This is a genomic window from Alteromonas sp. ALT199 (assembly GCF_018619335.1).
Taxonomy (GTDB): Bacteria; Pseudomonadota; Gammaproteobacteria; order Enterobacterales; family Alteromonadaceae; genus Alteromonas.
On sequence record NZ_JAHHDX010000054.1, the window covers coordinates 1 to 22,374 of the forward strand.

The window sequence follows — 22,374 nt, forward strand, 5'->3', positions numbered from 1 at the left end:
AGAGTACAAAAAATGAACTGGATAGGATGTTTTATGTGCTTTAAATGTTAAATGTAAGATAATATTTACAGAAGGAGGTAAAAAGACGAAAAAAAATTGAACTTTTACGGAACACCCGTCTGATCCCAGTTGACCGTTCGCTTAGGATGTGGTTATTATCAAAGTGAGGCTTTGACCTTACTAATAATAATTCGTTATATAAACGATTTAAGAAACACACACTAAGAGTTTTTAGTGGTCCAGGGAGACAATACATGTTTATAAACTCTAAGCTGGCTAAGTCAGTGAAGTTAGCGTGCGCATTCGGTGCTGCATCATCTATCGGCTTCACTGGTGCAGTTAACGCACAGGAAACCGAAGAAGCAGCGGAAGCAGTAGAAAAAATCGAAGTAACTGGTTCGCGTATCCGTCGTACCGATATTGAAGGTGCAAACCCAGTTACAGTTATGTCACGTGTTGATATCGAAAAATTCGGTATCACTTCAATCGGTGACGTTCTTCAAGCAATCCCTTCTGCAGGTTCTGCGATTAACACCAACAATAACAACGGTGGTAATGGTACAACTACTATTAACATCCGTGGTATTGGTTCAAACCGTACACTAGTTCTTGTTAACGGTAAGCGTTGGGCGCCAGGTCTTACTGGCTCTGTTGACCTTAACAACATCCCTGCATCTATCATCGAGCGTATTGAAGTTCTTAAAGATGGTGCATCAGCAGTTTACGGTTCAGACGCGGTTGCTGGTGTTGTAAACATCATCACTCGTCAAGATTTTGAAGGTGTTCATGCATCTGGTTACGTTGGTCAATATGACGAAGGCGACGGCAACAAAGAGCAGTGGGATATCGGCTTCGGTACTTCTAACGACAAAGGTAATGTTTACTTTAACATCAGCTACGTAGAAGAAGAGCCAACACTAGCGGGCGACCGTGAAATCTCTGCAGTACCTACTTTTGGTACGCCTGAAGGTTTCGGCGGTTCATCTGCTCCACCTCAGGGGCGTTTCTGGACTTTTGACCAAGCTGATAATGGCTTCAACGAACAAGGTGACGGTAACGGTGGTTTAGAACCATGGGTTGAACCAGATAGCCGCTTCAACTTCGCGCCGTTCAACTACCTATCTACACCACAAGAACGTACTAACATCTATACTCAGGCACGTTATGAACTTACAGATAACCTATCTGTTAACGTAACGGGCTTCTACGGTAACCGTAAATCAGAGCAGGCCCTAGCGCCAACTCCGTTATTTATCGGTACTGCGTTTGGTGATTCAGGCTTCACTTTAGATGCTGATAACCCATTTAACCCGTACGGCGTTGATGTTTCAACCGACCAATCAGTGCTTGATGCAGATCCAAATGCACGTGAAATGTTCTTATTCGGTCGTCGTATGATGGAAGCGGGTTTCCGTAGTTTCAGACAAAACGTTGACCAGTTCCAATTTAACGGTGGTTTTGACGGTGTAATTGAGTTTGCGGACAGAGAATTCTTCTGGGATGCTAACTACACGTACGCAGATATCACACAAAACACGTCTACTGACGGTCTTCTTAACATGGACCGTGTTGCTCAAGCTATTGGCGACCCTGCTGACTGTACTGGTGAGTGTACACCTCTTAACCTATTTGGCGGCGCGCCAAACGTTATTGGTGAAGGTACTATCACGCAAGAAATGCTTGATTACATTACGTTCACTGCTCAAGACGAGTTAAACTCTTCACTTGAAAGCTACTCTGCTAATATCTCTGGTGAAATACTTGAACTACCAGCGGGCTATTTAGCGTTCGCTGCTGGTTATGAGAAGCGTTGGCAGTCAGGTTACGACCAGCCAGACGCAATCATTGCAGCTGGTATCACTTCAGGTAACGCGCGTCAGCCTACCTCTGGTGCTTTTGACGTTGAAGAAGTTTACCTAGAACTTGCTGTTCCACTACTTTCAGATATGCCTGGTGTAGAGCAGTTAGACCTAGAGCTTGCTACCCGTTATTCTGACTACAGCAACTTTGGTGACACTACTAACTCGAAAGTTGGTCTGAAGTGGCGTATTAATGACGACCTACTTGTACGTGGTACATGGTCTGAAGCATTCCGTGCTCCATCTCTTGATGAGTTGTTCTCAGGTAACAGCGATAGCTTTGCACCACTAACCGATCCATGTAATGGCGGTGCTGCAGGTAACCCTGACCTTCCAGGTTGTGCGGGTATCCCTGCAACTTACGAACAGCCTAACACGCAGATTCGTACAACTGTAGGTGGTAACGCAGACCTAGAAGCTGAAGAAGCAGAAAGCTTTACATACGGTTTCGTATACTCTCCTGAAGCAGTTGAAGGCCTGTCAATCACGTTTGATATCTTCGATATTGAAGTAGACAACGCAGTGTCATCTGTTGGTGCACAAACTATTCTTAATGCCTGTGCCCAAACTGGTGTAAATCTATGTTCGCTTATCGAACGTGGTGCTGGTGGTAACGTAGTAGACTTGTTCAACGGTCAAGTAAACCTTGGTGGTCAAACAACGTCTGGTTTCGACTACAACGTAGCGTATAACTTTGAAACTGAGTACGGTGATTTCCGCATTAACTGGGATGGTACTTATGTTGACGAGCGTACTACTATCGTAATCGACCCAGTAACAAATACATCTACCGAGTTTAACGATGCGGGTCTTGCGGGCGACCGTGATGTTGTTCCACGTCTACGTACTAACCTTGCAGTAACGTGGGCGTACGATGACTGGACAGCTAACTGGTTAGTTCGCTTCATCGGCCACACTACTGAAGAGTGTTCAATCGATGGCGATACGCTTGATCAACAGCTTTGTAGCGATCCAAGTGAAGAGCTTGGTGGCGATAGCTTCAACGAACTTGAAGATATGGCATACCACGATGTATCACTAGGTTACGCGGTTAACGATAACCTACGTATTACGCTTGGTGTGAACAACTTGTTCGACACTGACCCAGAAGTTTCTTACTCGACGTTTGCTAACAGCTTCGACCCGTCTATGTATGAAATTCCTGGACAATTCTTCTACTCACGCGTAAATGTTAACTTCTAATCGAAGTTGTAGATAGAATTTAAAAAAGCCTCTTCGGAGGCTTTTTTGTTATGTGGACGACAGCAAATGAATATAGAACAGTGTATCAATAATGCTAACGACGCCCATTTATCAGGCAACACAGATAAAGCTATGCAATGGCTTAAGCAAGCGGGTGTGTTAGGGGATATAAATGCGGCGTTAGATTACGCCTATTATCAATCAAAAAAGAACCCTAATGAATCAGTAGCGTTTCTAGAACGCGCTGGATGTGCCGACAATGCCGTCGTTCAGTTCCATAAGCTGCAGATTAGCTACTTTGGTGGCGTAGTTACGCACTCCGAATTGGTTGCGCAAACACTACTTTCACTTGGTGATAAAGGGGTAATTGAAGCGTATCTGGTCGCGTTGTCTTATTTAACAGTTGGTAACGAGGCGTTTTCATATATTGCTAACAAAGTATGCCTTCTTGCGCCAAACATTAGTAAACAACTTAATTTAGTTTCTGAAGACTTGAAGCATAGTGAAAAAAGCGCTTATCAACAGGCTATTGAAGAGATAGCTAGTGCCCTCACTAGAATACATGAACCTTCAAAAGTTCTAGACAAGTCGTTACCCATTAAAGTATACGCTAACGCTCTATCTGAATTCGAATGTCGCTATTTAATTACTAAATTTAGCGCCTTGTTGCAGCCGTCAATGGTCGTAGACCCCGTTACAGGGCAAGGTAGAACGGATAGCGTGCGAACCAGTTATGTTGCGATAATAGAACCTAGCCAGTGCGATTGGATTACACGTAAGTTAGATAAAACAATATCTCAGGTGACACAGACTCCCCGACGTAACGGCGAAGCATTAAATTTACTTAGGTATGCACCCGGCCAAGAGTATAAGCCGCATTACGACGGGCTAAATGAAATAAACGACGCTGCAATGTTTAAAGACGGAAAGCAGCGCGTTAAGACTGCACTTGTTTACTTGAACACGGTGAGTGGGGGAGGGGAAACCCTTTTTCCAAAACTTGATATTCGCATAGCGCCAAAAGGCGGGAATATGGTTGTTTTTTCCAACAGCGATGAAAACGGTAAGCTACTGTTGAACAGCTATCATGCTGGCACACCAACAGTTTCGGAAAATAAATGGTTAGTTACAAAATGGATTAGAGAATCTTCCACTATTTATGGTAACTTAATTTACGGCAATTATACTAAGGGATAACACAAGTGAAAAAAGTTACAAAGATAATTCTTGCATCAAGCCTCGCTCTAGCACTTGGCGCGTGTGGTTCAACGAGTAATCAAAGTTCTCAATACGCAAAAGCTGATACCAATGCAGAAGACGATGGTATGGTATGCAAAATGGAGAAAAAGATCGGTTCAAATCGCATGCAGCGCGTATGTTACTCTGTAGAAGAAAGAGAACAAATGCGTGAAGCAGGTCGCGACGGCTGGTTGCGTATGCAGCGCGGTACAGAAACTGGCGGCGGTGACCAGTAATTACACTTAAAGTTTGTTTAAGATGGGAAGCAAAACACTTCCCTTTTTTGTATGAAAGATAAAAACAATAATAGCAATTTAGAAGAAATACTCGCAGAAATAACCATCGCTATCAACGCGGCTAATTATAATGATGCTCTTCTTCTTTACAGTGAAGTTTATCGGCAATGGCCAGAGTACTTATCGCCAGCTACCGAAGTATCACTTTCAAAATCTCAAGCTACTCATATTCATAACGTAGGTAATTTAGCTCGACGTGATTTGTTTGTGAAAACACAGTCGATTGGCACGACTGATAGGCTTAAAAAAGCCGTGAGAATATTTTGTGGCGCCGAAAAAAAGCAATTTGATAAGGCATATCAATCGCCAAGTTTTCTATATGTTCCAAATCTTCCATCTGCGCCTTTTTCTGATGTGAATTCAGTGCAAGGCCTAAATACTTATGTTAATGCACTTTCTGAACATAAAGATGTCTTCATATCCCAATTATCACAAGCTAACGAACGCTATATCCATCATACTGGTGATGTACCAGATACCGAAGAATGGGCGCAGCTAGCCCAAAAATGGAATTCACTCCACCTAATGAAAGGCGGTAAGCTTACCGAACATGGTTCAAAGCTTCCCAGTGAAATAAAGACGTTATTTGAGTCGCCGATCTTAGCTCACTGTCCCGTGCACGCGCCCGAAATTGTAATCTCTGTGCTACAGCCAAAAACTAAAATACCGCCTCACTTTGGAGTTTCTAATATTAAGTGGACACTGCACATTCCCCTTATAATCAATGACAAATCTTATTTGAACGTTGCCAATGAAAAAATGTATTGGCATGAAAATACAACAGCAATTTTGTTTGATGATAGTTTTCAACATAGCGCAGAAAATGGAGACGAGTCAGCCCGAGCAGTTTTGATTATGGATATCTGGAACCCTCATTTGACGACTAACGAGAGAGCGGATATTGCACAGTTTATTGCAGAATATAGCGAGTGGTCTTCGCAATATGGGGAATTAGCGACATTGGACAGAAGGTTATACAAATAATGCAGTCGCGGCCAAATATAGTCATTCCAAACTTGATCAATGCGTTTAATAGAGGCGATTTCCCTTTTGTTATTAACACAGTAAAGCAGAACGGATCGTTAACACGTGTTGATGCAGTTGTCTCACAATTATATGCAAGCGCGTTAAGAAAAACCGGCAGAACGGACGAAGCTGCAAAGACCTTTGAAAAAGGCTTGAAACTATTTCCAAAGTCTACTGATTTGATGAATAGTTATGGGAACCTGTTTTTAGAAAAAGGGCAAAGTGATAAAGCTATTTTATGGTTTACTAAAGCTATAAAAATTAAACCCAGTACTTTCGATTATAAGTACAACTTAGCAAGGGCTCTTTTTAACGCAAAGCGCTATAGTGAAGCTGAAAAGCAATGTCGTCAGTTATTGGAAAAACAGCCAAATAAAAGCTCTGTCCTGCTGCTGATAGCATCTATTTTAGTTGATAATAATCAAGAAGATAAGGCTGAGCGTTATTTAAATCAGTTGTTAGATAATGAACCGCATAATGTAAGGGCGCTGAACAATTTAGGAAACATAAAACGCAGAAATGGCCAGCTCGAGGAAGCGATTGCACTATATAAAAAGGCGCTGTCTAGTGGTAAACCTAATGCTGAGCTTTTTCAAAACCTAGCGGCTGTGTTAGCACTCAGTGGCTTGCTAAACGAGGCTTTCGCTACTTATAAAGAAGGGTTAACGGCTTTTCCTACAAGCGTAGGTTTGCATAAAGAATACGCTCATTTAGCCTGGGTTCAAAACCTTGAAGCACCGTTTTCTCTTTTAGAGACAAACTTGTCAATTAACAATCCCGATTTAGTTTTAGCTTATACGGAATTGATGATTAGGGTAGAAGAGTTTGATAAAGCGAAACTATGGTTAGAAAAGCTTCTCGAAGCGAGGCTGCCAACTTATCAAATTGCCGCAGCGGCCAGTTTATCAAACACGCTCAGAGAGCTTGGAGAATTTGAGAAAGCGCTGGCCACCGTTAGTGTTAAAGCCTCTAATCCCACCTTAGAGACGCTTCCATTACTGATTGAGAAAAGCTATTCATTGTTGAGTCTTGATAGGTACAAAGAAGCGGTAAAAGCACTTGAGCTAGTGTGCCGAATTGCACCTTTAAATCAAGGGTATTGGACTTTGCTTTCTACAGCATACAAAGCAAATGGCGATGAGGCTAAGTATGTTCAGCTATGTGATTATCAAAGATTTGTGAATGTAACTTCGTTGTTAGAAAACGAAGATACAAATAGGAAATTTATAAGCGAGCTAAGAGAGTATCTCAATACGCTTCACAATAATGAAAGACACCCTATAGGACAATCTCTGCGTAATGGTTCTCAAACATTCGAAAATCTTCTAGATTCAGCGCATCCAATAATTAAACAGTTAAAAGCGGCCATCGAAGAAAGAGCCAAGTTGTTTATATCGAAACTAACGCACGAAAAGAAGCATCCGTTTTTGTCTCGTCTAAGCCCAAATATAGACTTTATTGGGAGCTGGTCGGTGAGGTTACGGCAAAAAGGATTCCACAAATCCCATTACCATTCAGAAGGTTGGCTTAGCGGTGTATTGTATGTAGACGTGCCTAGCGAAGTCGCAACAAATGGAAATGGTTGGTTGGTTTTTGGGCGGCCAGATATAAGTGGCGTAATTATGCCCGAAGATTTTGCGATTAAACCGCAAGAAGGAAGTATAGCCTTCTTCCCTTCATATATGTGGCACGGTACGAACCCAATTATATCAAATGATCAACGCTTAACGGTTGCTTTCGATATTGTGCCACATACGTAAAGTTAAGAGTCGGTGTTAGGCTGGCTCTAACTTGAATGCAAGCGTGTATCTTGGCATGTAGCAAATACGATTGGGCGGCCTGCCCACATGTTTAATAGCGCCGTGAAATACTACTGTTCTGCCAGGTTTAGGCGTACAGGCAAAAACGCAGTCGTCTTTGTCGTTATAAAAAAGTGTTTCGCCACCCCATTCAATATCCCATTCTGGGCATAGGTAAACTAACACAGTAAGTTCATCGGCGTCAGGAAGACAGTCGGTATGAGTAAAGAGCATGTCGCCGTAAGAAGCATAATTTACATATCCTCGATATGCCTTGTAGTGTTTACCAGTGGTATTAAAAATCTCTTTTATTGCGTGCTGATAAACGGCAAGCCCTCTTACTTGTGTGTCGCTAAGTTCAACTGCCCAGTGTTTATATTGAGCGGTATCAGGACGCGCAACTTCTGTATGCTTAAATGCGCTGATTTCTAATCCTTTAAAAATTCCAGTCGCTTCTTCTAGCGAACATAAATCGTCGAATACCCAAACTGGCTTATCATTTATTGTATAGCTGTACGTAGGTGCGCTCATGTTTAAATCATTCTTGTTATATATAGATGCGGTATAAATACCAAATTGTGGATAGCAATCCAATGTTAATTTCTATAGGTTCTTGTTTACATCCTTCAATTTAAAGAACATTGAAATAGATGCAATTAGAAGCCTGCCACCATGACATGAATTAAGTAGTTTTAGTGCGAAAATTCTATTTTGAACTAAAGCAGTGCAAGGCGTCGCATACTTTTGCATCCATACTTTAGTTTAATGCATTTAAATATGATAATTTTGATTGAATATTAAACGATTAAGAGGTGGCCAGATTTATGCAAGAAAATTTCGAATACTTATTTTACCTAACTGGACGGAAAACGAGCAGTTAATCGAAAATCTGTTGGGTGTAAACAGTGTGTTACTTGACTAAGCGTAACATTCCGTGTGAGTATACTACGTTCGTAGTACTGACTATTGACGTCGGCGCTACATTCCTGAAACAAAATTGTGAAAGTTTTATACGCCCCTTGCCCGAATAATTTCCTATCGGCGAGGATTCAAATAAGAAATTTGGTTGGGAACTATGTCCAAAATGAGCAAGAGAACTCTTATTGCTTCTACTGTTATGGGTGCATTCGCACTAACAGGTAGTGCAGTCTCTGCAGACACGCTTGAAGATCTTCATAAAGAAGAAGCAAAAATCCACGCGGCTGCGGCGAAATCTCAAGAAAAAATCAACACGTTGTTTGAGCAGTCTCAAGAACTACTTGTTGAGTATCGTCAAACAGTAGATGAGACAGAAAACCTTAAAATCTACAATGATTACATCGCAAGCCTAGTTGCTGACCAGCAACGCGGTATCGACTCTCTACAACGTCAAATCGACAGCATCGAGCAAACTAAGCAGGGTATCGTTCCTCTTATGTTCCGCATGATTGACAGCCTAGAGCAGTTCATCAATCTAGACCGTCCAATTCGCTTGGAAGAGCGTCTTCAGCGTGTTGAGCGTCTTCGCGACCTAATGGCTAACTCTAACGTTACTGTATCAGAGCAGTTCCGTCAGGTACTAGAAGCTTACCTAGTGGAAGTTGAGTACGGTACTAAGATTAACTCTTACCAAGGTACTATCGATGATGCGGGTACTGAAGTAACTGTTGACTTCTTTAACCTAGGTCGTACAGCACTACTAGCTCTTTCTCTTGACCAAACACACGCGTGGGTTTGGAACAATGAAAGCCGCACTTGGGAGAAGCTAGGTGATGAGTACCTTTCTTCAACTATTGACGCAGTAAAAATGGCTAACGGCACCATTCCTGCGGCTCTTGTTAAACTACCAATTAGCGCAGCGGAGTAATTGTTAATGAAACCAGTATTCAAATCTCTTTTAGCCGCTGCGACAGTTGCAGTTGCGGCAACCGGAGCGCAAGCTCAGGAAGCAAAGAGCCTGAAAGATCTTCTAGACCAGGTTCAACAGAACCGTGTTTCTGAAGCTCGTCTAGACAAGCAACGTGAAGCTGAGTTCCAGTCAGCACGTGCTGACAAGCAAGCGCTTCTGCGTAAAGCTCAAGCAAATCTAAAAGCTGAGCAGGGTCGTGGCGATCGTCTACAGAAGCAATTCTCAGACAACGAAGTAACACTAAACGAAAAAGCAGCTGAGTTAGATCAGGCAACTGGTACACTTGGCGAAATGTTCGGTGTGGTACGTCAAGCATCTTCTGAAGCTTACGGTCGTATCTCTACTTCAATCGTTAGTGCTCAATTCCCAGGCCGCAGCCAGTTCCTAGCTGAGATGTCTGAAGATTCTAAAGGTCTTCCAAACATCAAAGAACTAGAAGACTTGTGGTTTGCACTTCAAAAAGAAATGACTGAAGGTGGTGAAGTAGTTAAGTTTACGACTGAGGTTGTTAATCTTGACGGCGGTTCTTCACAGCAAGAAGTTGTTCGTATCGGTACTTTCAACCTTGTTGGTCAAGACGGTTACCTAGCATACGACGCTGAGTCTGAAGTTGTTCAGCCTCTAGGTCGTCAACCAGACGGTCACTTCGTAGCTTCTGCAGAAGATCTAATTGACGCGACTTCAGGTTTCACGCCTTTCTACGCTGATCCTTCTCAAGGCGGTATCCTTGGTCTATTGAAGCAAAAAGCGACAATGTCTGAGCGTTATCACGCGGGTGGTCCAGTAGGTTACACAATTACGCTAATGCTAGCTGTTGGTCTACTGATTGGTCTTTACAAGATGATTACGCTAACCATCACTGGTGGCAAAATGCGTTCACAGCTTAAGAACGTGAACAGCCCATCTGAAGGCAATCCACTAGGTCGTATCCTAAAAGTTTACCAAGAGAACAAAACTGCTGACGCAGAAAACCTTGAACTTAAACTTGATGAAGCGATTCTTCGCGAGCTTCCAAAAATTGAAAGCGGCATCAACGTAATCAAGATTTTCGCAGCGATTGCGCCTCTACTAGGTCTACTAGGTACAGTACTAGGTATGATCGAGACGTTCCAAACCATCACATTGTTCGGTACTGGTGACCCACGTATGATGGCAGGAAGTATCTCAATGGCTCTTGTAACTACTGCTCAAGGTATTATCGCGGCTCTGCCTCTAATCCTTACTCACAGCATCGTAGCTTCTCGTAGCAAGTCAATCATCCACATTCTTGATGAGCAAACTGCGGGTATCGTAGCTGCTCACTCAGAGTCGGAGAAAGCGTAATATGAATTACCTGATTGGATTATTCGAATCGGTCAGGGACTTTATCGCTACCGGCGGTGACGTACTTTATTTCGTTGCTGCCGCGCTCTTTCTCATGTGGGTTTTAATGATTGAGCGTTACTGGTATTTAACCTCGGTCTTCCCAAAGGTGAAGAAAAACATCATCGCCAATTGGGATGCCCGAGCAGATACCACATCATGGTATGCGCATAGAATCCGTGACGCGTGGATTTCTCAAGCGTCAGACGATCTAAACGCTAGAATGCTGATTATCAGAACCATTATTGCAATGTGTCCACTAATCGGTCTACTTGGAACAGTAACCGGTATGATCAGTGTTTTCGAGACAATGGCAACACAGGGCACCAGCAACGCACGACTAATGGCAGCTGGTATCTCCATGGCAACTATCCCGACAATGGCGGGAATGGTAGCCGCGCTATCTGGGCTGTTCATCAGTTCACGTCTTGAAGCGAAAGTGAAGCTGGCAAGAGAAGGGCTAGTTGATAGCCTGCCACATCATTAGAGAGAGAGATTATGGCTCGAAAAGTCAGAACCGAGGAAGAAGATGCACAGATCGATATGACGCCCATGTTGGACATCGTGTTTATCATGCTTATCTTCTTTATCGTTACCACTGTTTTCGTTAAAGAAGCAGGGATCGAAGTCAACAAGCCAGATGCGAGCCAGGCAATACTTCACAAAAATGCAAACATTTTCATTGCCGTAACTGAAGACGGAAATGTATGGCTAGATAAACGTGAAGTAGCGCCGGACAGCGTAAGGGCGAATATTGAAAGACTGCTTACCGAGCAGCCGACTGACTACGTAATCATTCAAGCTGATGTTAAAGCGAAACATGGTTTAGTAGTTGAAATTATGGATCAGGTTAAAGCCGCTGGCGTTAACCGAGTCTCGGTAGCGGCAAGGGGATAAGATGTTACGTATACTTGTATCTATTGTATTAGGTGCTGCGGTCGCATTTGCCCTGTTCGTTCTAATGGCCAAGTTGATTGAAAATTCATCTAGACCAGCAGACGAAGTACCGCCTGCACCGGTTATCGATATTGTAATGCAGGAACCAGACGACCAGACGCAAACGCGTACTCGTGTTCCACCACCACCGCCGCCTCCGCCTCCACAGCCTCCGAAAATGGAGCAAGTAGAGCCGGAAACAGCGGAACCTGATGCAGATGGCTTTAGCTTAGCTATTCCAGCTATCGACACAGGTGGTGTTGGTGTAAACATTGGTGGTGTTGGTGCAATGCAGCGTGACGGTGAAGCAACACCTATCGTTCGTATCGACCCGAAATATCCACCTGATGCAGCCCGCGATGGCCGTGAAGGTTGGGTAAGACTGTCTTTCACTATCAACGAAGTTGGTGGTGTTGAAGATATCGAAGTTATCGAAGCTGAACCTAAGCGCGTATTCGACCGTGAAGCACGTCGTGCTCTACGTAAGTGGAAATACAAGCCTAAGATCGTTGATGGCAAGCCCGTTAAACAAACAGGCATGTTCGTACAGCTAGACTTTAAACTGGAGCAATGATCATGATGAAACGTACATTCAAAATGTCAGCCGTTGCTTTAGTGCTAGGCGCAGGTGCGGTGCTATCAGCACCCGCTGCTCTAGCGCAGTCAGCACCTGTTGTTTGCCCTGGTTATGAAAAGGGTAAAACAACGCTAGTAGGTGAGCGTACCGGTAAAAAAGTTCAGAAAGCTTTTGAGTTCTACAATGAAGACCAAGTCAATGAAGCGTTAAACGTGCTTTATGAAATCGACGCTTCAGACGATTTCGACCGCGCCTATGTTAAACGTTTTATTGGTAACTTACTTGCTGCGCAAGAAGGTCAAGGTGTTAAATCGCTTGGATATTTGGTTGAATCAGTTCAACCAAAAGTGCTAAACGACCTTGAACACTCTCAAACACTTAAGTTAATAGGTGATTTGAGTATGCAGGAAGAAAAGTACACCGATGCCATAAAGTGGTATAACGAGTGGATGGACTTCACGTGTAAGGAAGATGCTGACGTATATACGCGTTTGGCCCAGGCTTATTTCGAATCTAAGCAATTAGCTAAGATGGTTGAGCCGGCTGACAAAGCAATTGCTTTGTACGAAGAGCCAAACAAAAACCCGTATGTATTGAAGCTAACTTCTTACTACGAGCGTAAGATGTACCCTGAAACGGTTTCTGTAGCGGAAGATCTTGTTAAGACTTTCCCTCAGGAAAAAACGTGGTGGTCACGTCTTGGCTTTTTCTACATCTTGGTTGAAGACTACAAAAAAGGTCTTTCAACGCTAGAGCTTGCTTATATGCAAGGTTATCTAGAAAAAGATTCAGAAATTAAAACGCTTGCACAGCTTTATCAAAGTAATGGCATGCCTCACAAGGCTGCAAAGTTGCTTGAAAAGCACATGAAAGAAGGCTTGTTGAAGAACGATGCTGATATGATTGCTAATATAGCGAACGCATATCACCAGGCTAAGAACTTTAAAACAGCGGCAAACTTGTATGCACAAGCTGCAGCTAAGAGTTCAGATCCTGAGCATTATCGTAAGCAAGGTACTCTTTTACTTGTAGCAGAAGACTATAAAGGCGCTATTAAAGCTCTAGAGAATGCTCTAGAACGTGGTGCCGAAGACCCTGAGAAGATTCACTTCACACTAATGGAAGCGAACTTCTACGCGGGTAACTTCAGATCTGCATACAAACATGTACAAGAAGCTAAGAAAGATCGCTCACTTCGCCGTAACGCGGCAGCGTGGGAACCTTACATAAAAGAAAAAGCTAAAAACCGCGGTATTAATATCTAATATTCGGAATTAGACAAAAGCCTCCTTTGGGAGGCTTTTTTTTGTCTGCAGCTTTAGTTTCATCGTTTTAAAAATTAGATCGAAGTGAAGGCGAATATAAGGCTATATGATTGTGGTGAAAGGCATTTTGAAGGCCTATCGTTAAGCAATATTGTACGCAAGACAGTTAGCAGAAAACCGAGCGCAACATCGTTCTAATTAATGAGGTCGCTTCTTTCAATCCATTTACTGCTAACCCATTGTTTTTAAAGACCTCTATAATTCTCTTCATATCCACATTTGAATAACTAAACACTTCTACTAAGTATCTTTGAGTACTCATTGCCTTCATCAGTTTATTGAGTGTTTCTAATTGAGAATTAAGCACTTTATTTTCAGGGTGAGTTCTATTGTCCCAACCTTGGTCTTTAGTGTGATAATTAGACTGTAATCCGCCCGACAACTTATTCAAAATGGGCCAAACATCGTCTAGTGTCCTTGTACCTTGTGTGAATTGAGCTAACTTAGTTATATAAATCTCTAAAACTGAACTGGGTAGTTCATACAAGCTTGAGTTGCTACTGAAACTTGTTTTCAACGCTATTAGTGTCGCAGCAAAGTCAGTTGCCTTAGGGGTATGAGGCAATATCGCTAAAGCGCTGGTTTCTCCACTGGCTTTATTAGGCTTTCGACCATAATCAACTATTTCAAATCCATTTCGAGCCCAAAATTTATCGAGCTTTAACGTGGTACCGTAAGACGTACACGTTGCTTCTATGGCCTGTTCACGGGCTTGGTTAACTACCTCTTTAACCACATAGCTACCGATTCCCCTATTTTGAAGCATCGGGTGTACGGCAATACGGTTAATTCGCCAATAGTTATAGGTAGCCGCCTCTGGGTTAGTGGACAACAAGGTGAGCCGTTGTGCGCCTAAATGGCCCTTAGGACGGCGGCGCCCCGACGCTATATCCGTTGATACGTTGTTTAACCTTGTACCACCTTCGATATTTATTATCGCCGCTGCTATCACATGGCTATCTGATTTCAGTATAGCAACCAGTACGTCTGGACTATCGAGTAGGCGCATAAAATCGTCGGGCGTGGTTTGGTAATGTGCAAGTGCAAGAAGATGCATAACTTGCCGAAGCGTGCTTTCGTTTACATTTTTGAAAGAACCTAAAAAGAAATCGGATCTTTTTATTAGTTCGAAGCTATCTTCTGACTCGACACCTGTGATGTTATCGTTCGTAGTGCTGCTTTCAAACAAGCATGATCTTTTAAAAAATGCTTCAATAGCGTCGTTTTCATACCACCGTAATGGAGTCGACAGCCTGAGATGAATGCTGCCGCTAGGCAAGGTAGGAATGAGTTTATGAATAAATCCGTTTCCTGACCCTTCATAGCCCTGTAGCGTTGTGCTCAAAATCCACTGCGGGTTAGTCGCCATTATACGGTTTACGGTAGGAAGGGGCATTGATGCGGCCTCATCAACCACTACCAGGTCGTAAGTTGTATTGTCTTCGTTGTAAAGCAGTTCACTGTCAGGTGGTACCCATTTTACAGAACCCAAGGACATCCTTCGTTCGTCAACGGGCCGCCGCTTTTGATCTACAGAGTCGGTATGGTGAAACTGAACGTTTGTTTCCTTGGTGCCATCAAATTGGTGAAGCTGAGACATTACGCTAGCAACGTTTTCACGCTGCTCGCTAGTAAGTAACACGTTTTTCCCTTCTCTCACTAAGCTATCAATAAATATGCCCAATAAAGAAGATTTACCTCTTCCTCTCGGTGCAGTAACTAAGGCGTTCAACTTGTTTAGTGAGTAAGACTGGTACAACCGGCTATAAGCGTTTTCTTGCTCTTTGGATTTGAACAGCGAACCTCGATAGGTTTTTTCTAAGGGTGGCCCTTCTACTCGATAGGTTGTCAAATCCGGTAGCCTAGCTATAGATTCGCTAAGAAGTGCTATGTCAGCATTTGTACGCAGGCATTCAGTAAAACGTGCGAGGTATCGGCTATGGGTGAGCGTAAAGCCTTCTGATAGAAAAGAGACTGAAGCATTGCTGCACCACTGCTCAAACTCAGGACAGATAAGTATTAAACACCCACGGTGTTTTACTATGCCTGCCACTGCCATTGCATCGCCAGGCTTAAAAGAATCTCGACAGTCCAATGTCGCAATATCGTACTCACTGCCTAGCACTTTTTTTCGTCTTTTTCCTTTTAGCTCATTACTAGTAAAGGTCGCTACGCTCAAAAATGCAGTTTCATCTGCTAAAGTTTGAATAATGGATAATGCGGTTTCACAAAACGTATCATGACCAGAAATCACCAGCATTCTTCGGTGAGTTGGGTAATTTATGTCTGATAGGTGCGAGCTTTTTTCGCAGACATTTTCGTAGCTATTTGCGAAGCTGTATTCGTGATAGGGAGCGAGTAGCCATTCGCGTAATTGAGTTAGCGCCATGAAACAGTTTTTTCGGTATAATCTGACCCTATAGTAGCGATTTATTGTGAGGAATTCGAATGCGCTTTCTTTCTCGGCGTTTAGTTATGCCAAACGACCTTAATTATGCCAATTCTTTGTTCGGTGGCCGCGCGTTAGAATGGATAGACGAAGAAGCTGCCATTTGGGCAATCTGCCAGTTAGAAACTAACTGCTTGGTCACTAAGCATATTGGTGAAATTAGTTTTGAATCACCGGCTATGCAAGGTGATATTGTAGAGTTTGGTCTGGAAACTAAGGCAGTAGGCCGTTCGTCTATTACCGTAAGTTGTCTAGTGCGCAATAAGGCCACTAAAAAAACTATCTGTTTTGCAGATGATATCGTGTTCGTAAAGGTAGACCCAGATACTCGTCAACCAACGGCACACGGCAAAACGCTAGAAGGGTTAAAAGCACAGACTGACGATGAAGTACGTCGTCTTAATATGAATATTAACGCTGAATAGCCTTGGGCTCTTTATGCCTTATATCATATAAAAATTATGACCTTAGCTTAATGTGTTATCTGCTTGACGGCGTGTATTGAACTGGTAGACTCCGTCGCAGACGTTGAGGTTACTATTTGAGTAGCCCAACACTATACCAAGGGGTGTCCGTTTTCGGTCTGAGATCCACTCACGTGGGAACCCTTAAACCTGATCCGGATAATACCGGCGTAGGGATGGTTCACAGCATAGCCTTATCACCTGCCGTTAGACCCGGATCTTTTTTCTTCAATAAGAACAAGAGATCCCATGTATAAAACACTTTTCACACTATCATTGCTAGCAAGTTCTGTTGCAGCCTATGCACAAGAATCCGCAGCGGGCAACACATCAAATAGTGCGCCTTCTGACATTGAACGAGTCGTCGTATCCGGTGATTTTCGACAAACTACACTTGACCAGCTAAGCGCTAGCGCGACTATTTTAGACCAAGAGCGCCTTCGCAGCAGGCAGCCAAGTCATATCGACAGTGTGTTAAACAGTATTCCAAATGTTAATTTTGCGGCGGGTGCTTCACGTGGACGCTTTGTGCAAATTCGAGGTATTGGTGAGCGTAGCCAGTTCGCCGAGCCAATCAACCCTTCGGTAAGCTTTATTGTCGATGAATTTGATTTTTCAGGCCTTGCTGCAGCAGGTATCATTTTTGATACAAAGCAACTAGAAGTCTATCGCGGACCTCAGGCTACGCTTTACGGCACAGGCGCACTGGCCGGAGCGGTTAAGCTTTCTAGTAACAACGTAGGCAGCGATGCGCCAGACTACGTAGAAGCACGTATTGGTAACAAAGAAAGTTATCGTATTGAAGGGGCAACGGGCGACGATATTAATTCCGATTGGGGATATCGCGTAGCGCTGGTGCATAACCGTAGTGATGGCTTTGTAGAAAATACCTTTTTAGATAGAAGCGACACCAATAATATTGACGAAACCGCATTGCGCTTTGCCGTAAAGGGCAGTGTAGATGAACGAACCACGCTTGCGCTTACCTACCGCTGGTACGATATTGACAACGGCTACGATGCCTTCTCACTTGATAACGACAACAAAACACTGTCTGACGAGCCAGGTTTTGACGAACACCAAACACATGCAGTAAGCGCACGCTCTACAACCAATACTGCGGCGGGCGACTTCATCCTTATCGCAACTCATGCCTCTCATAATATTGCTTATGGCTATGATGAAGACTGGACATTCGATGGCTTCCACCCGTGGGGTTATACGTCTTTTGATGCGTACTACCGAGATGTTGAAACCCAAACCGGTGAGTTGCGTTTTGTGTCGTCTGACAGTGCCGCACTTTTCGATGGTATGACGGATTGGACAGTAGGCGTATTTTATAAAAACACAGAAGAAAAGTTACTGCGTGAATACACGTATTTGGATAGTGACTTTGCCAGTGAATATACGCCAACAACTACCGCTATTTACGCTCAGACGGAAAGTCGCTTAAAAGAAAACTTAACGCTTGTTGCCGGGTTGAGAGTAGAAAACTACGATTTTGATTACGCTGACAATAATCAGCTTACACGCGCGTTTGACACAACAATGGTTGGCGGAAAAGTGGCGCTTCAGTATACCCAGGGTGACCACTTCTATTACGGCAGCATTTCACGCGGTTATAAGGGCGCAGGCTTTAACCCCGACAGTCGAGTAAACGATAATCAGCGCTTCTTTGACGAAGAATACAACTGGAACTACGAAGTGGGTGTAAAAGGCCCGTTGCTAACGCCTGGCCTTATTGCGCGTGCGGCAATTTTCTATATGGATAGAAAAGATACGCAAGTAAGTGATTTTGACGTTATCACCCGTGACGACGGCACGGCAGGCTTTGTAGATATTATTGATAATGCTGATTTAGGCACAAACAAAGGGGCCGAACTTGAACTTAGTTGGATTGCTAGCGATGCATGGCAACTAGATGCAAGTGTTGGTTACCTAAGCGCTACGTTTGAAGGATATACACTAGCAGACGGTACTGAAGTGTCTGAGCAAAGACAGGCTCAATCACCTAAATGGACCGCAAACCTTTACAGTGAGTACGCACTTACAGACAACATACTTTGGCGCGTAGATGTAGACTATAAAAGCGAATACCGTTTTTCTGACGGTCATGATGTTACCGCACCAAGTACAACACTGGTTAATACGGAGTTAGTGGTGCTACATGGTGACTGGCAGACCTCGCTGTGGGTACAAAATGCGTTTGACCGTGAGTATTACACTCGTGGTTTTGGCGGTTTCAGTAACGACCCTCGCGATGAGTATGCTTTTGATGAACCATATTACCAATTAGGTAACGGTCGCCAGTTTGGTATTACTGTTAAGTACGCGTTTTAAAAAAAAGGAAAAAGATATGCAAGTTATGGTTGAACTGTCGTTGTACCCCTTGGTTAACGAATATATTCCGCCTATTCAAGATTTCATTGATAGGTTAAATAGCTATAGCGATATCACGGTGACAACATGTTCTACTAGTACCCAGGTAACGGGGGATTACGCTGTAGTAATGAAAGTACTCGGCGATGAAATGCAAAGAACTCATGAAGAAGTGGGGCAGGCTATTTTCGTTGCTAAGTTTTTAAACTTTGACGCCATGCAGGCTAGAAAGTCCTCTTAATGGCTAACTTCTTTTCTGAGTTTGCTTCACAAATTGCCGCTACTTCACTGTTAGAGTGGGTAGCGGTTGTACTTGCCATCGCCTATGTATTATTAGCCGCGAAACAAAATAGCTGGTGCTGGCTCTGTGCCTTTGTAAGCACAGCCATTTATACTTGGTTATTCTGGCAGGTGACTTTGCCATTTCAATCTGCGCTTAATCTCTTTTACATGATAATGGCAGGTTACGGGTATTATCAGTGGTCGAAAGGGGCGGAAGATGGCGAGGTTAAGCCAGTGCTACATTGGCCGCTGTGGTTGCACTCGCTCATTGTCCCAAGCATGTTATTACTAGCTTGGCTTCTCTCTGAGGTGGCGGGTTCGCAATTTAATAGTGAGTACCTACTACTGGATGCGAGCATTAACTTATTGAGTGTGGTTACCACATTCATGGTGGCCCATAAAATTTTGCAAAACTGGGTTTACTGGTTTTTCATTAACCTAGCTTCAGCGTATTTATATCTACAAGTGGGCTATGCGTTGTCTACTTGCTTGTTCCTAGGCTACGTAGGATTCGCAGTATTCGGCTATTATCAATGGTTGGCGCAATATAAAAAACAAGGTGAACAGGTTGGATATCATCGCCACGCTGCAAAAGGCGCTTAATCTCAGCGACAATGCAAAAGTGTCGGTACATCCTGCTGGCGCGGTAAACCGTGTTTACCGTGTTCAAGACCCAGCGAATAACCTGTTAAGTTTGGCTGAAGGTAACCCTCAAATTAACGTTCATCAAAAGTGTGAAGATGTGCCCATTGATTTAGCCGTTAAGTGGTTGGGCGATGATGATTTTAGTGGTGTGGAACGTAAACATCAGTTTGCTCTACAGCAACGGCTGTACGAAGAGGGAATAGCGCCGCAGCCAATTTGGTTAAGCGATGACGAAACCATCTGGGTTGAGCAATGGCAAAGTCATAGTGATAGCGCTGGGCTTTCTTCAACTAGACGTCCTTCACACATGCTGGCTGAAACCCTCGCGCAGATTCATTCGCTGTCTATTACCGCCAGGCCGTTAAACTTAGCTTCAAGGTGGCAGCATTATTGGGATGTTGCAAAGCTTGATACAAGCAGTAACCTTTTCTTAAGGGCGCAAGGCTTTCGAAAGAACGTAGTCAAAAGTGAACAAGACGATGAAGACTGTGTGTTGTGTCATAACGACCTTCTGATTAATCACTTACTACTAAGCGAAGATAACTCACTCAAAATTATTGATTGGGAATATGCCGCAATGGGAAACCGCTATTTCGATTTAGCAAGCTGCTGCCTTATCAATAAACTCAATAGTTGTGACAGCGAAGAGTTAGTTACGAATTACGCCAAATTAACGAATATCGATGAAAGTAACGCATTGGATAAGTTTGAGTTGCATAGCGAAATAGTTGGCATCACCAATGACTTGTGGTTTGCCGCGCTTAACGCGGGGAAAAAATAGCTGCAGAGCTTAACGTTTCAATATGAATCTCTGTGCAACGGTTAGTTTAAAAACGGCTAATAAGGTAAACCATAGGCCTTCAGTAAAGTGAATTAGGCATTATTCGATTGAAAAAACAGCGCATTGCATGTTAATTGAGCATGCAGTTAGTGGGAGTGATAAAAAGGCTTTACCTTTTTAATGTCATCCGTATAATGCACAGCGCGCTAGGGGTGTAGTTCGAATTGGTAGAACAGCGGTCTCCAAAACCGATGGTTGGGGGTTCGAGTCCCTCCACCCCTGCCACTTTCTCTTCTTATGAACAATTCAGTTCAAACATAAAAATATTTCTTTGTAAATTTATCACCTAGTTCTTTCTACATAGTTACTTGTCGTAATTTTGATTCGCAATGCTTACCGTTAGTGTTTTGTAACCTGGGTTAAAATGCTCAAGAGTCTATGCGCTAGCGACTGCTTTAAGGCGTAATGCTTGTAAAATATTACAGTGCTTGTCGGACTTACGGGGAAGATTTCTTAAACTTTGGGTGCTTACTGCATAGCGCACTTTAGGTAAAAGAATGCGATAGTTATTCATTCAGCTCAGCAACTTTAGTAAACTTGGGCAAATAACGGTTTATTTACTTTAGGTCTTTTACGCAATGTCTCTTACTTCATATCAGCAGGCGGTATTACAAGAAATGGAGATCCCAGTGTGGATCACTAAAGACGCCCATGCAAAGATAAAAAAGCAGGATGACTTAAAAGAAGAAAATACTTCATCGCCAACGCAGGGCGCGGCTACTAGTTCAACGCCACAAGCCACCTTTAGCCAAGCCGGGCAGACAAACAAGCCGCCTTCAACACCAATTTCTCAAGAAGAAAAGCAGTCACGCCTTGCTCAATTAAGGGCAAATGTAGGCACTAATACAAAAGAGAAAGCTAAGCCTAAAGACACGTTTACAGCTAAAACGACTACGCATAATGTGCCATCAAATGAGGCGAGCGATAAAAACGACGCAAATAAAACAGACGTTGCGCAAACCGAAGTAAAAGGGCCCGTGTCGCCTGAAGGTATCCCACTAAGCACCGAGCAAAAAGCAAAATCACAACAATGGCTGAAAGACTTACAGCTAGCCTGTGTTCAGTTAGGTATTCCTTCCCATTGGGCTAACACTGTTATGATTGGTCGTACATTATCAATCACCGAAACCGCCATTATATTGCCAGCGGCACCGCTTAAACTCACCGCCACACAGAAGCGGGCGTTATGGGCACAGCTTGTTAGCGCGGGGAACGCGTTAAACAGCACTTCCGTTGCACCCCAATAGTCTAAACCTATGAAGTTAGTTATCGTAACGCCTGAAAGCTTTGATAAGCATATTGAAAATGCACATGTTATCCATCAGCACTCGCAAGTCGTACCTTGGAAGTTAAGCACCTTTGCGGATTGCTTTACTAAACCCTATTACGGAGTGTTTGCCTTTGAAGGTGACAAGGTAATCGGCTATGCCATTATGCTCGAAGTTGTTGATGAAGCGACGCTGATGGACATCGCGGTAGATAGTGCTGCCAGAGGTCAAGGAGTAGGCCGTGCTCTGGTTGATTTTGTCATGGATACATCAGTGAAAAATGGCATGAGTGAAATCTGGCTGGAAGTACGTGAAAGTAACTACGCGGCTATTTCTCTTTATGAGAATTCAGGTTTCGAACATATCGAAACTCGCAAAAACTATTACACCGTAGAAAGTAGCGATAACGACAAAAGCGGTATACATGGAAATATCGCACAAAAAGAAAACGCTAAAATCATGAAGTGGGCAAACCCAGATCTAACCTAGTTTTGGTATCTAGTAAAAGCCATATGCGTTTCGCGCATATCAAAGCA

The 22,374-nt window shown here is 43.3% G+C and carries 20 protein-coding genes, 1 tRNA gene and 1 riboswitch; of the genes, 19 read left to right on the forward strand and 2 right to left on the reverse strand.

Features of this window, described 5'->3' with window-relative positions; all coding sequences use genetic code 11:
- The first annotated feature begins 254 nt into the window (after window positions 1-254).
- The 5 genes from KL866_RS05735 (at window position 255) to KL866_RS05755 (ending at window position 7,383) form a co-directional block, all read left to right on the forward strand.
- On the forward strand, window positions 255-3,062 hold the full coding sequence (locus tag KL866_RS05735) for a TonB-dependent receptor (protein WP_034325208.1): 2,808 nt from the start codon (window positions 255-257) through the stop codon (window positions 3,060-3,062).
- Between the two features lie 66 nt (window positions 3,063-3,128).
- Complete coding sequence (locus KL866_RS05740) at window positions 3,129-4,259, forward strand: 2OG-Fe(II) oxygenase (RefSeq protein WP_214993903.1); 1,131 nt, start codon at window positions 3,129-3,131, stop codon at window positions 4,257-4,259.
- Window positions 4,260-4,264: 5 nt separating this feature from the next.
- On the forward strand, window positions 4,265-4,537 hold the full coding sequence (locus tag KL866_RS05745; RefSeq protein WP_025254428.1) for a hypothetical protein: 273 nt from the start codon (window positions 4,265-4,267) through the stop codon (window positions 4,535-4,537).
- Between the two features lie 51 nt (window positions 4,538-4,588).
- On the forward strand, window positions 4,589-5,581 hold the full coding sequence (locus KL866_RS05750; protein WP_214993905.1) for an aspartyl/asparaginyl beta-hydroxylase domain-containing protein: 993 nt from the start codon (window positions 4,589-4,591) through the stop codon (window positions 5,579-5,581).
- Entirely contained in the window at window positions 5,581-7,383 is a 1,803-nt protein-coding gene (locus tag KL866_RS05755) for a tetratricopeptide repeat protein (RefSeq protein ID WP_025254430.1), read from the forward strand. The genes KL866_RS05750 and KL866_RS05755 overlap by 1 nt, the downstream gene beginning before the upstream one ends.
- A 15-nt stretch (window positions 7,384-7,398) precedes the next feature.
- On the opposite strand, the gene KL866_RS05760 is transcribed toward KL866_RS05755, so the two are convergent.
- Entirely contained in the window at window positions 7,399-7,953 is a 555-nt protein-coding gene (locus KL866_RS05760) for a 2OG-Fe(II) oxygenase (RefSeq protein WP_025254431.1), read from the reverse strand.
- A gap of 553 nt (window positions 7,954-8,506) precedes the next feature.
- On the opposite strand from KL866_RS05760, the gene KL866_RS05765 reads away from it, so the two are divergent.
- The 6 genes from KL866_RS05765 to KL866_RS05790 are packed head-to-tail and all read left to right on the forward strand — an operon-like array spanning window position 8,507 to window position 13,450.
- Window positions 8,507-9,268: a DUF3450 domain-containing protein gene (locus tag KL866_RS05765; protein WP_025254432.1), complete on the forward strand. Its 762-nt coding sequence runs from the start codon at window positions 8,507-8,509 to the stop codon at window positions 9,266-9,268.
- Between the two features lie 6 nt (window positions 9,269-9,274).
- The gene (locus KL866_RS05770) at window positions 9,275-10,633 is read left to right on the forward strand and encodes a MotA/TolQ/ExbB proton channel family protein (protein WP_025254433.1); all 1,359 of its coding nucleotides are present in this window, start codon (window positions 9,275-9,277) and stop codon (window positions 10,631-10,633) included.
- 1 nt (window position 10,634) lies between these two features.
- On the forward strand, window positions 10,635-11,159 hold the full coding sequence (locus tag KL866_RS05775; protein WP_012517736.1) for a MotA/TolQ/ExbB proton channel family protein: 525 nt from the start codon (window positions 10,635-10,637) through the stop codon (window positions 11,157-11,159).
- A gap of 11 nt (window positions 11,160-11,170) precedes the next feature.
- Entirely contained in the window at window positions 11,171-11,569 is a 399-nt protein-coding gene (locus KL866_RS05780) for a biopolymer transporter ExbD (RefSeq protein ID WP_012517737.1), read from the forward strand.
- A 1-nt stretch (window position 11,570) separates the two neighbouring features.
- Window positions 11,571-12,182 carry an energy transducer TonB gene (locus tag KL866_RS05785; RefSeq protein ID WP_025254434.1) on the forward strand — a complete coding sequence of 204 codons (612 nt, stop codon included), beginning with the start codon at window positions 11,571-11,573 and terminating at the stop codon, window positions 12,180-12,182.
- A gap of 2 nt (window positions 12,183-12,184) precedes the next feature.
- Complete coding sequence (locus KL866_RS05790) at window positions 12,185-13,450, forward strand: tetratricopeptide repeat protein (protein ID WP_025254435.1); 1,266 nt, start codon at window positions 12,185-12,187, stop codon at window positions 13,448-13,450.
- 166 nt (window positions 13,451-13,616) lie between these two features.
- Here KL866_RS05790 and KL866_RS05795 read toward each other — a convergent pair whose 3' ends face one another.
- Window positions 13,617-15,899 (reverse strand): GNAT family N-acetyltransferase, encoded by a 2,283-nt coding sequence (locus KL866_RS05795; protein ID WP_214993912.1) that lies wholly within the window; start codon window positions 15,897-15,899, stop codon window positions 13,617-13,619.
- Window positions 15,900-15,958: 59 nt separating this feature from the next.
- Between KL866_RS05795 and KL866_RS05800 the strand changes: the two genes are divergently transcribed.
- From KL866_RS05800 to rimI, 8 genes are all read left to right on the forward strand, one after another.
- Complete coding sequence (locus KL866_RS05800) at window positions 15,959-16,384, forward strand: acyl-CoA thioesterase (RefSeq protein WP_025254437.1); 426 nt, start codon at window positions 15,959-15,961, stop codon at window positions 16,382-16,384.
- 129 nt (window positions 16,385-16,513) lie between these two features.
- A riboswitch (TPP riboswitch) is annotated at window positions 16,514-16,617 on the forward strand.
- A 55-nt stretch (window positions 16,618-16,672) separates the two neighbouring features.
- A complete protein-coding gene (locus tag KL866_RS05805) occupies window positions 16,673-18,763 on the forward strand; it encodes a TonB-dependent receptor (protein WP_214993919.1) in 2,091 nt (696 codons plus the stop codon).
- A gap of 16 nt (window positions 18,764-18,779) precedes the next feature.
- Complete coding sequence (locus KL866_RS05810; RefSeq protein ID WP_025254439.1) at window positions 18,780-19,043, forward strand: hypothetical protein; 264 nt, start codon at window positions 18,780-18,782, stop codon at window positions 19,041-19,043.
- Window positions 19,043-19,687, forward strand: coding sequence for a nicotinamide riboside transporter PnuC (gene pnuC / locus KL866_RS05815; RefSeq protein WP_025254440.1), 645 nt, complete (start codon window positions 19,043-19,045; stop codon window positions 19,685-19,687). Before KL866_RS05810 ends, pnuC begins: the two co-directional genes overlap by 1 nt.
- On the forward strand, window positions 19,653-20,510 hold the full coding sequence (locus KL866_RS05820; protein ID WP_214993926.1) for a phosphotransferase: 858 nt from the start codon (window positions 19,653-19,655) through the stop codon (window positions 20,508-20,510). The genes pnuC and KL866_RS05820 overlap by 35 nt, the downstream gene beginning before the upstream one ends.
- A gap of 208 nt (window positions 20,511-20,718) precedes the next feature.
- A tRNA-Trp gene (locus tag KL866_RS05825) sits at window positions 20,719-20,795 on the forward strand.
- Between the two features lie 353 nt (window positions 20,796-21,148).
- Window positions 21,149-21,817 (forward strand): alanine acetyltransferase, encoded by a 669-nt coding sequence (locus KL866_RS05830; RefSeq protein WP_214993928.1) that lies wholly within the window; start codon window positions 21,149-21,151, stop codon window positions 21,815-21,817.
- 9 nt (window positions 21,818-21,826) lie between these two features.
- A complete protein-coding gene (gene rimI / locus KL866_RS05835; RefSeq protein WP_214993935.1) occupies window positions 21,827-22,327 on the forward strand; it encodes a ribosomal protein S18-alanine N-acetyltransferase in 501 nt (166 codons plus the stop codon).
- Window positions 22,328-22,374: the final 47 nt, after the last annotated feature.

What these genes read in the sequence shown, in the direction of transcription:
- KL866_RS05735 (WP_034325208.1), top strand. Translation starts at nt 255, where the DNA reads ATGTTTATAAACTCTAAGCTGGCTAAGTCAGTGAAGTTAGCGTGCGCA.
- KL866_RS05740 (WP_214993903.1), top strand. Translation starts at nt 3,129, where the DNA reads ATGAATATAGAACAGTGTATCAATAATGCTAACGACGCCCATTTATCA.
- KL866_RS05750 (WP_214993905.1), top strand. Translation starts at nt 4,589, where the DNA reads ATGAAAGATAAAAACAATAATAGCAATTTAGAAGAAATACTCGCAGAA.
- KL866_RS05755 (WP_025254430.1), top strand. Translation starts at nt 5,581, where the DNA reads ATGCAGTCGCGGCCAAATATAGTCATTCCAAACTTGATCAATGCGTTT.
- KL866_RS05760 (WP_025254431.1), bottom strand. Translation starts at nt 7,953, where the DNA reads ATGAGCGCACCTACGTACAGCTATACAATAAATGATAAGCCAGTTTGG.
- KL866_RS05765 (WP_025254432.1), top strand. Translation starts at nt 8,507, where the DNA reads ATGAGCAAGAGAACTCTTATTGCTTCTACTGTTATGGGTGCATTCGCA.
- KL866_RS05770 (WP_025254433.1), top strand. Translation starts at nt 9,275, where the DNA reads ATGAAACCAGTATTCAAATCTCTTTTAGCCGCTGCGACAGTTGCAGTT.
- KL866_RS05775 (WP_012517736.1), top strand. Translation starts at nt 10,635, where the DNA reads ATGAATTACCTGATTGGATTATTCGAATCGGTCAGGGACTTTATCGCT.
- KL866_RS05780 (WP_012517737.1), top strand. Translation starts at nt 11,171, where the DNA reads ATGGCTCGAAAAGTCAGAACCGAGGAAGAAGATGCACAGATCGATATG.
- KL866_RS05785 (WP_025254434.1), top strand. Translation starts at nt 11,571, where the DNA reads ATGTTACGTATACTTGTATCTATTGTATTAGGTGCTGCGGTCGCATTT.
- KL866_RS05790 (WP_025254435.1), top strand. Translation starts at nt 12,185, where the DNA reads ATGATGAAACGTACATTCAAAATGTCAGCCGTTGCTTTAGTGCTAGGC.
- KL866_RS05795 (WP_214993912.1), bottom strand. Translation starts at nt 15,899, where the DNA reads ATGGCGCTAACTCAATTACGCGAATGGCTACTCGCTCCCTATCACGAA.
- KL866_RS05800 (WP_025254437.1), top strand. Translation starts at nt 15,959, where the DNA reads ATGCGCTTTCTTTCTCGGCGTTTAGTTATGCCAAACGACCTTAATTAT.
- KL866_RS05805 (WP_214993919.1), top strand. Translation starts at nt 16,673, where the DNA reads ATGTATAAAACACTTTTCACACTATCATTGCTAGCAAGTTCTGTTGCA.
- KL866_RS05810 (WP_025254439.1), top strand. Translation starts at nt 18,780, where the DNA reads ATGCAAGTTATGGTTGAACTGTCGTTGTACCCCTTGGTTAACGAATAT.
- pnuC (WP_025254440.1), top strand. Translation starts at nt 19,043, where the DNA reads ATGGCTAACTTCTTTTCTGAGTTTGCTTCACAAATTGCCGCTACTTCA.
- KL866_RS05830 (WP_214993928.1), top strand. Translation starts at nt 21,149, where the DNA reads ATGTCTCTTACTTCATATCAGCAGGCGGTATTACAAGAAATGGAGATC.
- rimI (WP_214993935.1), top strand. Translation starts at nt 21,827, where the DNA reads ATGAAGTTAGTTATCGTAACGCCTGAAAGCTTTGATAAGCATATTGAA.